Consider the following 12,013-nt stretch of genomic DNA (forward strand, 5'->3'; position numbering starts at 1 on the left):
CCCGCTCCGGTCAGCACCTGGTCAGAACTCCCCGACCGAGCCGACGCGGAGGCAGTCGACCAGCATGACTATGGCGACTGTCACCAGCATCAGCAGGGTGCAGGCGGCGTAGGCCATCTGGTTGTTCAGCTCGCCGGGGCGGGACACGAGTCTGCCGATGACGACCGGGAGGGTCGCGGTGTCCGGGCGGACCAGGAAGCTGGTGGCGCCGAACTCGCCGAGGGCGACGACGTAGGCGAAAGCTGTGGCGGCGAGGAATGAGCGGCCCGCCAACGGGATGTCGACTTCCCGCCAGACGCGCCATGGGGATGCGCCGAGGGTGGCGGCGGCTTGGCGGAGCCGGTCGTCTATCGAGCGTAGGACCGGGAGCACCATGCGGATCACCAGTGGGGTCACCACCAGCGCCTGCGCCAGCGGGACCAGGGCCGCCGAGGTCCGCAGGTCGCCGGGAAGGGCGTCGAGAGTGATCAGGTAGCCGAACCCGACCGTCACCGCGGACACGCCCAAGGGCAGCATCAGCGCGGTGTCCATGGCCTCCACCAGCCGCGATCGCGCCCTGCCCAGGGTCACCAAGACCACCGAGGCCACCACGCCGAGCAGCAGGGCCAGCAGAGTCGCGTCGGTGGCGACCCGCACCGAGTTGATCGCGGCGTCCACTCCGGACACTTGCAGCGACCCGCGGTATCCCGTTCCCGCCAGGGCGCGGTATCCGTCGAGACCCCAGCCGTCCTTTGTGGACAACGACCGCAAGACCAGGGAACCGATAGGCACCAGCAACAATGCCACCACCGCATACGCGACGGCCACCACGGCCCATTCGCCGCCGACCGGTCTGCGCGCTGTCTCCGCCCGCCCGCGCAGCCGCATCGAGGTCTCCCGCCGCCGACGCGCCACCGCCCCGGCGACCAGGGCCGCCACGACCGCGGCGAGTTGGAGCAGGGACAGCGCCGCCGCGCCCGGCAGGTCGAGCAGTTCGACCGTGCGCAGGTAGATCTCGGTCTCCAGTGTCCGGTGCCGCGCGCCGCCGAGCAGCAGCACGACGCCGAAACTGGTGGCGCAGAACAGGAACACGACCGCCGCAGCGGACCCGATCGCGGGGGTCAGCGCGGGCAGCGTGATCGAGGTGAACGTCCGCAGCCGGGACGCGCCGAGCGCGCGGGCGGCGTCCTCGGCGCGACGGTCCACATGCGACCAGAGCCCGGCGACGGTGCGCGCGACCACCGCCACGTTGAAGAACGCGTTGGCCAACACGATCGCGGCCACACCGCCGTCGGGCAGCAGCGACCGGAAAGCCAGCCCGACGACGACGGTCGGCAGCACGAATGGCACCAGAATGGCCGCCCGCACGAACCCGGTCCCCGGCAGCGCGCAGCGCGCCAACAGAAACGCCACCGGCAGGCCCGCGACCAACGCGACCAGCGTCGACGCCGCCGCCTGCCCAAGGGTGAACACCACGAGGTCCCAGGTGTCCGCGTCGGCAAGCACCGCGCCGACCCCGCCGCCGGTGAAGCCGAGCCGGATGATCGCCGCTACCGGCCAGACGAAGAAGACCGCGAGGAACCCCAGCGGCAGCGCCGCCGCCAGGATCACCGCGGGACGGCCGCGCGCCACTGCTCGACCCACCGCTCCCGGTTCGCCTGGATGTCGCCCGCGGGCAGCACTGCCGGGTTCTCCGGCAGCGGCGCCGCTTTCCGCCACGCCTCGGGCAGCGCGACGCCTTCACGCGCCGGGTAGACGTACATCTTGTCCGGGACCTGCGCCTGGAACGGCTCCGACAGCAGGAAGTCCAGCACCTTGCGGGCATCGTCGGGGTTCTTCGCGCCCGCCAGCACGCCCGCGTACTCGACCTGGCGGAAACAGGTGCCCAGGACCGCCGCGGTGCGCGGCAGCCCGTCCGCGCCGACCTCCGCCGACGGAGAAGACGCGTACGACACCACGATGGGCCGCGGCCCCTTGCCGGACGAGCCAGAGAACTCCTGCGTGTAGGCCTCTTCCCAGCCGCTGACGACCTTCACCCCGTTGGCCTTGAGCCGTTCCCAGTAGCCCACCCAGCCCGGCTCCCCGAACCGGGCGACGGTGCCGAGCACGAACGCCAGCCCCGGCGACGACGTCGCCGGGTCCTCGACCACCAGCAGGTCCTTGTACCTGGGGTCGGCCAGATCCTCGTACGCCGCGGGCACCGGCAGGTTCCGCGCGGCGAGCGCGGCCGTGTCGACGTTGACGCACACGTCGCCCACGTCCACCGCCGTCACCCGGCCGGTGTCGTCCACGGCGTAGCGCTGCGGGCCCTTCGCCGCCTCCGGGCTGCGGTACTCGGCGAAGACGCCCTCGTCGAGCGCGCGCGAGGCGAAGGTGGTGTCGACGCCGAAGGCGACGTCGCCGATCGGGTTGGCCTTGGTGAGCACCAGCTGGTTGGTCAGCGCGCCAGCGTCGCCGCTCTTGCGGACGTCGATCCGGACGCCGGTGTCGGCGCGGAACCTCTCCAGCAGCGCCGGGTCCACCTCGAACGAGTCGTGCGTGACCAGGACGACGGAGCGCCCACCGGGCTGCTCACCCGAGCCGCCCACTGAGCAGCCCGAGATGGCCAACGCCACCGCGACCAGGGAGACGATGCGACGCATGACGGTCCTTCCTCGCGGCGGGCGCGCCACAAGGACCTCCCTGCGCGGGCATGATCCCGGTCAGGTGTGGACGGTCGGGGGCCTGCGCGCCCCCCTCTCAGCCCGGCGCGACACCGGACTCCCGTGGCGGTGACGAGCGTACGCCCGCGCCGGGGGCCACTATGGGAACCATGGCTGAACTGCTGAGCGATGAGGACATCGGCAAGGCGCTTGGCGCGCTCTCCGAGTGGCGGCTGGAAGCGGCGACCCTGGTGCGGGAAGTCGAGCTGGCCGACTTCCCGCACGCCATCCAGGTCGTAAACCGGGTCGCCGAGATCGCCGAGAACGACAACCACCACCCCGACATCGACATCCGCTGGCGCACCCTCACCTTCCGGTGCAGCACGCACTCCGCGGGCGGCATCACCGCGCTGGACGTGTCACTGGCCCAGGAGATCGAGGGCGTGCTCGAAGCCATGCCCGCCTGACCCGGGCGCGGCGCCCCCGCCGAGGGGCGCCGCGCCGATCGGCTCAGGAGCGGAACGGGCCGGTCACCTCGTAGGTGATGCCGCCGCTGCTGCTGCCGGTGGTGCCGCGCTGCGACGAGAAGTACAGGCGTTTGCCGTTCGGGCTGAACGCCGGACCGGTGATCTCCGACGACGACTGGCCGGAGATCCGCAGGAATGGCGCGACGACGCCTGCCGGGGTGATGATGCAGATCTCCATGTTGCCGCCGTCCTCGGCGACGAACAGGTCGCCGCTGGAGGTGCGGGTGACGTTGTCGACGCCGGTCAGCGGCGCGGTGCCGCTGGTGACGAGCGAGTCGTCGTAGGTGAGCGAGATCGTGGAGTTGTTCGCGTTGTAGGCCCACACCCGGTTGTCGCCCTTGGTGGTGAACCAGCAGGTGCCCGCGGCGTAGTAGCAGCCCTCGCCGCCGTTGAACCGCTTCGCGCCGGAGACCTGGTTGCGGGTCGCGGTGGGGCTGCCGTCGGGGTCGGGGACGTTCGCCCAGGTCACCGAGCCGCTGGTCTGCGAGTTGGAGCCCACCATGACCTGCAGGGTGCCGCTGGACAGGTTGCCCCAGGTGTTCGGGCGGAACCGGTAGAAGCAGCCGTCGCTGACGTCCTCGGTGAGGTAGATGTACCCGTGGTCGGCGTCGGCGGCGCACGCCTCGTGCTTGAAGATGCCCATCGCGGGCCGCGCCACGGCGGGGTTCACACCCCACGGGTCGGTCTCGAACACCCGCCCGTTGGACACCTCCTCACAGGACAGCCACGTGTTCCACGGCGTCGCCCCACCCGCGCAGTTGACGTTGGTGTTGGACAGCGTGCGGTAGGCCCCGGTGATCTGCCCGGTCGAGTTGAACTTGACCGCGCCGACACCCCCGGTGCTGGACACCTCGCTGTTGGAGACGTAGATCCACCCCGTCCCGTCGGCGAAGCAGGCGCCGCCGTCCGGCGCCGCATGCCAGGTGTAGTTGGTCCCGGCCACCTTCTGCCCGGTCCGGGCGATCACCCGGCTGGTGAACCCGGCGGGCAGCCGAATCCCATTCGCGTCAGCGGCCTGCAACGCCCCGTACGGGCTCGGCCCCGGCTGCGCCGTGGCCGCGAACGCCGTCCCCCAAGAAGCCCCGCCAAACGCGGCGGCGGCACCCCCCACGACAGCTACCCGAAGAAAGTTACGACGCTCCACGGTCAACTCCGATCGTGTCACTACTCGTGTCCGCATGTGCTCCGTGCGTGGCAGAAACGTAGACGCGGGGCATGACGGGCCGCCAAAGACCGAGTGTGGGGAAGATGTACGGCTGCCTCGGGAATCAGCGCCGAAGATTCACTTGGAATAGTACGTTCGGCGGTATTCGCGGCGCGGGCCAACAAAACGAAAGCCACTCGGATCCAACTGATGCCTGCATGACTCCCGCAAATGTCACTCGCATTCGGAAACCGAAGCCACACGAGACGAGCGGACCCGCCCGTAGCCTGGCGCGCTACGTGGTGCTACAGTGGCGCGATGAAGGTCATCAGCCAGCGGGAGTTCCGAAATAACTCCGCCGAGGTCATGAACGCCGTCGAGGCGGGGGAAACCTTCCACGTCACCCGCAACGGCGTCGAGATAGCGGAACTCCGGCCACTCACCCGGAAGCGCCGCCTGAGCGCCGAGGAACTGGTCGAGCGACACCGCAGGCTTCCCCGCGTCGATTACGCTCTCATGCGCGATGACGCCGACGCCTTCTTCGGTTCCGAGGACCGCGTCGGTGACGACGACCCGTGGGACGCGCCCCGTGGCTGATCGTCCTGAGTCCGGCGTGCTCGACACCTGCGCCTACATAGACCTGGCGCTGCTCGATCCGAGCCTACTGCCCGCGATGCCGGAAATCACCGCCGTGACCATGGCCGAGTTGCATCAGGGTGTGGCGATGGCCAAAGACCCACTCACCAGAGCCGTACGCACGGAGAAACTGGGTGCCGCCATCGTCGAATTCGATCCACTCCCCTTTGACGCCGAGGCCGCTACCAGGTACGGAACGCTAGTCGCCTTGACTTTGTTGGCCAATCGCGATCCCCGCCCACGCCGAATTGATTTGATGATCGCGGCCATTGCCTCCGCACACGAGTTGCCGCTCTACACCCGCAATCCTTCGGACTTCGCCGGACTTGACGATATGCTCACGGTGATCACAGTTTGACGAACCGACACGAAGATCCAAGTTCGGCGGCACTCCGCGCAGGGAACAACAAACAAAAACAACTCGCACCCCAAGGCCCTGCCGAATCATCGGCGATCTAGCGCGCTGACGAGCAGGTCACCGACCAGCCGCACATCATCGATCTCCACATCTCGCCCTTCCGGCACTGCCCTGATCTTCCTCAGCGATTGAACCTCGAAACGATCGAACCATTGTCGAGCGTGCAGGAGTGCGTCGGCGCGTAACTGGGCGTCAGCCGATTCGAGTTGGTCTCGAGATACCGGACCGCAAGTTCGGTCAAGTGTGATGCGCACGATATCCGAGAAATCCGTTCCCTCTTTGGCCGCTCCCCGATTCATGATGGACTGCGATTTCATCGCGATAAGAGGCCCAGGTTCGGCGACTCGCGTCGCAAGAGGTGGGAGCCCTTCCGCGCTGAGCACCAATGCGGACGCCGTGGCCGCCGCCCATGCATGAGATTGGACATGGAGGCGATCAGTCGGATCGTCGGGAAGATCGTCGATATCGGCGTCAGTGACCTCAAGGACGTCAACCTGCACCTCACCCAAGGGGGTGCGAACCAGCGCGCCTGCGGCCCGCTTCTCCTGGCGCCTGCCGCCACGAGAAGTTGAAGCTGCGGAGCCTCGTCCGTGGTCCGGCGATCAACGGTGTCGAGATCAGTGGTCGCTCGGTACGGCGTCGGCAGTCGGCACATGACCGCAAGGCCACCCACGAGTACAACCCCACGTCCCGTCTGCTCAGCGACCACGGGTATCGCGCTGACGATCTGGCTCATCGACCTTCCGGCAAGAGCGACGACCGAAGGGTCACCAGACACGATGTCCAACTTCCCGAGGCGTCCAACCATCCAGAATCTCGCGGCCACGGCCGGGATCCTGAGCGAGATCGAGCGCGACGAACAGGGGATTCGCCAGTGGCCATTTCTCGTCCGCCCACGCCGCGACATCGATCCGGCGGGCGCACACCAGTGACACTGGGGCGACGCGAACACGACCAGCCCGCGATGAGGGCACCGTGGCCGTTCCCAGCAACGGGACGGCCCGCCGCAGCGTCCCCTGGTCGGGAACATAGAAGTCCGGCGGGTGGCTCGCTCGAATCGACACGGGAGCGCCATACACCGCCGCCGCGACCGTGTCGGTCAACGCCCATCCGACGTCCGACTCGATGTCGTCCAGTCCCAGCCGGAGTGCGGCGTTGTCCCTTCCCCTGCCCGGCACCGGGATACTCGCCAGATCACGGCTCACCGGCTTCCACTTCTCGGCGAGCTCCCAGAAAAGTTCGGGAGCGGCAGGCCTGTTTTCCCCGTCGACCAGTCCCGCGGCCCGCAAGGCCGTGAAGGCCTCGGAAACCGAACTTGGCGCGCGCGCCAACATCGTTGCCGCCGCACGGACCCCGACCCGCCGGGTCGGATCGAGCAGCAGCAGAGCGGAAAGTTCGACGCCGACCTGACCACTGATGCCCTGACGATCGACGCCTGGCTTCACCAGCGCGGGGATGTCCGAGTCGATGAACACGCCTGGCCCGATCAGCCGCAGATGGCCTCGCAGATCCAGCCAACTCCACCCTGCCTGGCTCAGGCTGTTCCGCGCCTCCGCGGTGATCCTGTCCGCCACGATCACGCGCGCCTGATCGCCTGCCAAGCTCTCTGACCACCGTCGAAGTTGACTCGGCAGGCTGTCGGCTGTGATGAGCGAGGCCGACTTGACTTGGATACCGAGTTCCCTGCCGTCCGGCAACACGAGAACCAGGTCGCGGCTCAGCCCAGCCTCGATCGGCGCGCGCGCCGCGAGACCGAGCACTTCGACCGCGCCGATGAGCGCGTCCTCAGCATCGCGCCCCCGTGCAGACGACTCCATGGGCATAGTCTCCCACTGTTCGGTGTTCGGTCAATACCGAACACCGAACAGGTGGTGGAATGCCGAGTAGTCGCAGGTCACCGGGCACATGGGCACTCAGACGTTGAAGCGGAACTCGACCACGTCGCCGTCGGCCATGATGTAGTCCTTGCCTTCGATGCGGACCTTGCCAGCCGACTTGGCCGCGGCCATGGAGCCAGCGGCCACCAGGTCGTCGAATGACACGACTTCGGCCTTGATGAAGCCGCGCTCGAAGTCGGAGTGGATGACGCCTGCGGCCTGGGGGGCGGTGGCGCCCTGGGGGATGGTCCACGCGCGGGCTTCTTTCGGGCCCGCGGTCAGGTAGGTCTGCAGGCCGAGGGTGTGGAAACCGGCGCGGGCGAGGGCGTTGAGGCCGGGTTCGGTCTGGCCGACGGATTCCAGCAGTTCCCGGGTGGATTCCTCGTCCAGTTCCAGCAGTTCGGCTTCGACTTTGGCGTCGAGGAAAACCGCGTCGGCAGGCATGACCATTTTGGCGAGTTCGGCGACGCGGGCGTCGTTGGTCAGGACCGACTCGTCGGCGTTGAAGACGTAGAGGAAGGGCTTGGTGGTGAGCAGGCTCAGCTCGCGCAGCAGTGCCAGGTCCACTTCGGACTGCGCGGCGAACAGGGTGCGGCCGCCGTCGAGGATGTCCTTGGCCTTGGTGGCCGCGTCCAGGGTGGGGCGCGCCTCCTTGCGGGTGCGGGCCTCCTTCTCCAGGCGCGCCAAGGCCTTCTCCAGGGTCTGGAGGTCGGCGAGGATCAGCTCGGTGTTGATGGTCTCGATGTCGGCCAGCGGGTCGACATTGCCGTCGACGTGCACGACGTCGGGGTCGTCGAAGACGCGGATGACCTGGCAGATGGCGTTGGCCTCGCGAATGTTGGCCAGGAACTTGTTGCCCAGGCCAGCCCCCTCGGACGCGCCCTTGACGATGCCCGCGATGTCGACGAACGACACCACCGCTGGCACGACGCGCTCGCTGCCGAAGATCTCGGCGAGCTTGTCCAGCCGCGGGTCGGGGAGCGGGACGATGCCGACGTTGGGCTCGATGGTCGCGAACGGGTAGTTCGCGGCGAGCACGTCGTTGTTCGTCAGGGCGTTGAACAGGGTGGACTTGCCGACGTTGGGCAGGCCGACGATCCCGAGGGTCAAACTCACGGTGGTTGAGTCTACGGACCGCCTCCCGGGCGGCTCCGGGCCCGGGGCGGGTGCCAAACCGTTACCAACGTTATTCCCAGTTTTGGTGACGCTGAGCGATGTGTCGTAGGACATACATACGCATAACAGCGCCCGTTCGCTGGGTAACATCCGGCCGCCAGTGGCGATAGCTGCACACTCTGTGCCCATTAGTCCAGATTTGCACTACTGGATTAACCCAAATGGACGCTAGTCACCGCTGAGCCCGGGAACAACACTCCGTGAGCGCCCTGCACTCGTCCGCGCACCGGAGGTTCCAGGCGCGCGCCCAGCTCACCCGCTGAGGAAGAAGGAAGTGGGATGACTCAACCCGAATGGCGCACCCGCGGCCGGTTGGCCCTCGGCCTGGCGTTCAGCACGGCCGTCACCGGGGTCATGCTCTCCACGGCCCCGACCGCCGCCGCCGCGCCCGCCCCGGCCGACGAGGGCCCCGGCATCGGCAAACACGACCTGGACCTGTTAGCCAGGGCCGTGCAAGCAGGCGCGAAAACCGTCAAGGTCCTCATCGCCACCGACCGGGGCGACAGCGCCCGCCGGGTGGATGAGCTGGCGAAGGCGGGCGCGAAGGTCGAGCACCGGGCCGACGAGATCGGCTACGTGCGCGCCGAGGTCCCCGTCGACCAGGTCAAGAAGGTCGCCAAGCTCCCCGGGGTGACCGCGCTGGACCTCGACGAGAACATCCCGCTCCCCGACCCGCGCCCCACCGGCATCGCCGACCCCACGCCGCAGCCCGCCCCCGGGCCGTCGACGCCGGGGGTGAACCCGTACATGCCGACCGGCGACATCAACGCCGCCCAGTTCGTGGACGAGCACCCCACCTGGGACGGGCGCGGCACGACGGTCGCGATCGTGGACAGCGGCGTCGACCTCGACCACCCGTCGCTGAACACGACCAGCACGAACGAGCGCAAGATCACCGACTGGGTGACCTTCACGGATTCGTCCTTCACCAACGGCGTCAACAAGGACAACGACCCGACGTGGGTCCCGATGACCGCCACCGTCAGCGGCGCCTCGGTCGGCCTGCCCGCCGAGGGCGAACTGCGGTCGGGCACCTTCAACGAGCGCGACCCCCGGCTCGGCGGCGAGGTCGGCTCGGACGTCAACCGCGACGGCAACGGCGCGGGCACCAGCGGCCTGTTCGGCGTCGTGTGGAACCCCGCCACGAACACGGTGTGGGTGGACGCGAACCAGACCGGCACCTTCGCCGACGACAAGCCGATGACCAACTACAGGGTCAAGTACGACGTCGGCACGTTCGGCACGGACAACCCGGCGACCCCGGTGCGCGAGTCCATGCCGTTCGTCGTGCAGACCGACGCGGCCAACAACACCGTCAACATCGGCATCGTCTCCGGCGCGCACGGCTCGCACGTCGGCGGGATCGTCGCGGGCAACCGGCTCTTCGGCGGCACGATGAACGGCGCGGCCCCCGGCGCGAAGCTGGTGAGCGTGCGGGTGTGCCTGTTCATCGCGGGCTGCACCAACCACGCGCTGCTCGAAGGGATGATCTACGCGGCCCGGGACGCGAACGTCGACGTGATCAACATGTCGATCGGCGGCCTGCCCGCCCTCAACGACGGGGACAACGCGCGCGCGGAGCTGTACGACCGGCTCATCGACACCTACGACGTGCAGATGTTCATCTCGGCGGGCAACTCCGGCGCGGGCTCGAACACCGTCGGCGACCCGTCCGTCGCGACGAAGGTCCTCTCGGTCGGCTCGTACATCACCAAGGAGACCTGGCAGCGCAACTACGGCTCGGACCTGGCCGTCTCCGAGAGCCTGCACGGCTTCTCCTCGCGCGGCCCGCGCGAGGACGGCGGCTTCAAGCCCAACATCGTCGCCCCCGGCTCGGCGATCTCCACGGTCCCGACCTGGCAGGCGGGCCAGCCGGTGGCGGGAACCTACGCCCTGCCGCCGGGCTACGCGCAGTTCAACGGCACGTCGATGGCGTCGCCGCAGGCGGCGGGCGCGGCGGCGCTGCTGGTGAGCGCGGCGAAGGAGCGCGGCGTCTCGCACAAGCCCGCGCAGCTTCGCACCGCGTTCCAGTCCAGCGCGCGGTTCGTCGCCGGGCTGGGCGCCTACGAGCAGGGCAACGGCCTGATCGACACCAAGAAGGCGTGGAACCTACTGAAGTCGAACCCGAGCACCACCGACATCACCGCGTCCGTGCCGGTCAACACGGCTTTGTCCGGGTTCCTCAAGACCCCGGGCGTCGGCGTCGGCATCAACGACCGCGAGGGCGTGCGGGCGGGCGACCGCTATGTGCGGCAGTACACCTTCACCCGCACGTCCGGTCCAGACCACCCGGTGACCTACAAGGTCGACTGGGTCGGCAACGACGGCACGTTCAGCTCGGCGAAGACGGTGACGCTGCCCAAGAACAGCGCGGTCAAGTTCGCCGTCACGGTGAACCCGGGGTCGACCGGCATCCACTCCGCGATCCTGAACCTGGACAGCCCGACGACCTCGGGCATCGACGGGCAGACCTTGAACACGGTGATCGCGGCGGAGGACTTCGCCGCCGCCAACAACTTCACCGTCGCCAAGGGCGGGCAGGTCGGCCGCAACGAGGTCGTGAAGTTCTTCTACCGCGTCCCGCAGGGCGCCCCGGCGTTCAAGGTCGACCTGCTCGGCGGCGGCGCGGCCGCGGGCGCGGGCCAACTGCGGTTCCTGCGGTTCCACCCGTACGGCGTGGGCGTGGAGGCCAACTCGTCGCTGAACTGCTACAACCCGCCGGTTCCCGGTGGGCCGGGGTGTGACGCGGGCAGCCCGACGAGCCGCACAGTGACCAACCCGCAGGCGGGTGTGTGGGAGGTCGTCGTGGAGGCCCGGCGCACCTCCGACGCCGCGGCCGCGCCGTTCACGCTGACCGCGTCGGTGTTGGGCGCTTCGGTCTCCCCGAACCCCGACACGATCGCCTCGGCCGCGGCGGGCACACCGGTAATTCGGGAGTACACGCTCCAGAACCTGTTCGGGCCGTTCACCGGGCGGGCGACCGGCACGCCGCTGGGCAGCGCCAAGCTGGGGCAGTTCAGCATCGCCGACCAGGAGGACAAACATTTCCAGGTGATCGTGACGCCGGGGTCGACCGCGCTGCGGGCGAAGATCGGCAACACCTCCGACGCCGCGGCCGACCTCGACCTCTCCGTGTTCGACTGCACCACCGGCCGGTGCGTCCTCGCGGGCCAGCAGGCCGACGGCGACTCCGAGGAGCAGGTCGTCATCCCCAATCCGGCACCGGGAATCTGGGTGGTGCTGGTCAAGGGCTTCGCGGTTCCCGCGGGCACGACGACGTTCGACCACCTGGATGTCTTCGTCAACCCCGCGTTCGGGTCGGTGTCGGTGACCGACGCGAACGCCGCCCGCGCCGCGGGCGCGCAGTGGACCGTCCGGGGAACAGTGACCGCCAACGAGGCTCCGGAAGAAGGACGCGTCCTGCTCGGCAACGTGCAGGTCCGCACCGAGGCCGACGTGGTGGTCGGCTCGGGTGATGTGGTGGTCCAGGCCGTCACGTAACACGCACGCAATAAACGGGAGCGGGGATCGGCGGTTAAGCAGATCCCCGCTTCTCTTTTTTTCCTCTTCGCGAACCACATGTCTCTTTCCTGCCAGCCGTTCGAGACGCGCGC

General features: G+C 68.7%; 10 protein-coding genes. 4 read left to right on the plus strand and 6 right to left on the minus strand.

Annotated elements, in window-relative coordinates; genetic code table 11:
- Positions 1–21: 21 nt before the first annotated feature.
- Both BLS56_RS14765 and BLS56_RS14770 read right to left on the minus strand, forming a co-directional pair.
- Positions 22–1,623 (minus strand): ABC transporter permease, encoded by a 1,602-nt coding sequence (locus tag BLS56_RS14765; protein WP_228771644.1) that lies wholly within the window; start codon positions 1,621–1,623, stop codon positions 22–24.
- Entirely contained in the window at positions 1,587–2,621 is a 1,035-nt protein-coding gene (locus BLS56_RS14770) for a thiamine ABC transporter substrate-binding protein (RefSeq protein WP_091450633.1), read from the minus strand. The genes BLS56_RS14765 and BLS56_RS14770 overlap by 37 nt, the downstream gene beginning before the upstream one ends.
- A 170-nt stretch (positions 2,622–2,791) precedes the next feature.
- Between BLS56_RS14770 and BLS56_RS14775 the strand changes: the two genes are divergently transcribed.
- Entirely contained in the window at positions 2,792–3,088 is a 297-nt protein-coding gene (locus BLS56_RS14775) for a 4a-hydroxytetrahydrobiopterin dehydratase (protein WP_091450887.1), read from the plus strand.
- 43 nt (positions 3,089–3,131) lie between these two features.
- Here BLS56_RS14775 and BLS56_RS14780 read toward each other — a convergent pair whose 3' ends face one another.
- A complete protein-coding gene (locus BLS56_RS14780; RefSeq protein ID WP_091450634.1) occupies positions 3,132–4,292 on the minus strand; it encodes an alkaline phosphatase PhoX in 1,161 nt (386 codons plus the stop codon).
- 318 nt (positions 4,293–4,610) lie between these two features.
- Between BLS56_RS14780 and BLS56_RS14785 the strand changes: the two genes are divergently transcribed.
- A complete protein-coding gene (locus BLS56_RS14785; RefSeq protein WP_091450636.1) occupies positions 4,611–4,889 on the plus strand; it encodes a type II toxin-antitoxin system Phd/YefM family antitoxin in 279 nt (92 codons plus the stop codon).
- Entirely contained in the window at positions 4,882–5,286 is a 405-nt protein-coding gene (locus tag BLS56_RS14790; RefSeq protein ID WP_228771645.1) for a type II toxin-antitoxin system VapC family toxin, read from the plus strand. Before BLS56_RS14785 ends, BLS56_RS14790 begins: the two co-directional genes overlap by 8 nt.
- Before the next feature lie 86 nt (positions 5,287–5,372).
- Here the strand turns inward: BLS56_RS14790 and BLS56_RS30640 are convergent, their stop codons facing one another.
- From BLS56_RS30640 to ychF, 3 genes are all read right to left on the minus strand, one after another.
- Positions 5,373–5,846, minus strand: a complete 474-nt coding sequence (locus BLS56_RS30640; RefSeq protein ID WP_139190691.1) for a hypothetical protein — start codon at positions 5,844–5,846, stop codon at positions 5,373–5,375.
- A gap of 267 nt (positions 5,847–6,113) precedes the next feature.
- Complete coding sequence (locus BLS56_RS14795; protein WP_139190693.1) at positions 6,114–7,163, minus strand: transcriptional regulator; 1,050 nt, start codon at positions 7,161–7,163, stop codon at positions 6,114–6,116.
- A 96-nt stretch (positions 7,164–7,259) separates the two neighbouring features.
- Entirely contained in the window at positions 7,260–8,339 is a 1,080-nt protein-coding gene (ychF, locus tag BLS56_RS14800) for a redox-regulated ATPase YchF (RefSeq protein WP_091450642.1), read from the minus strand.
- Positions 8,340–8,678: 339 nt separating this feature from the next.
- Between ychF and BLS56_RS14805 the strand changes: the two genes are divergently transcribed.
- Positions 8,679–11,900 (plus strand): S8 family serine peptidase, encoded by a 3,222-nt coding sequence (locus BLS56_RS14805; RefSeq protein ID WP_091450644.1) that lies wholly within the window; start codon positions 8,679–8,681, stop codon positions 11,898–11,900.
- The last annotated feature ends 113 nt before the right edge of the window (positions 11,901–12,013 follow it).

Origin of the sequence: Actinokineospora iranica (genome assembly GCF_900101685.1) — a bacterium.
Classification (GTDB): Bacteria; Actinomycetota; Actinomycetes; order Mycobacteriales; family Pseudonocardiaceae; genus Actinokineospora; species Actinokineospora iranica.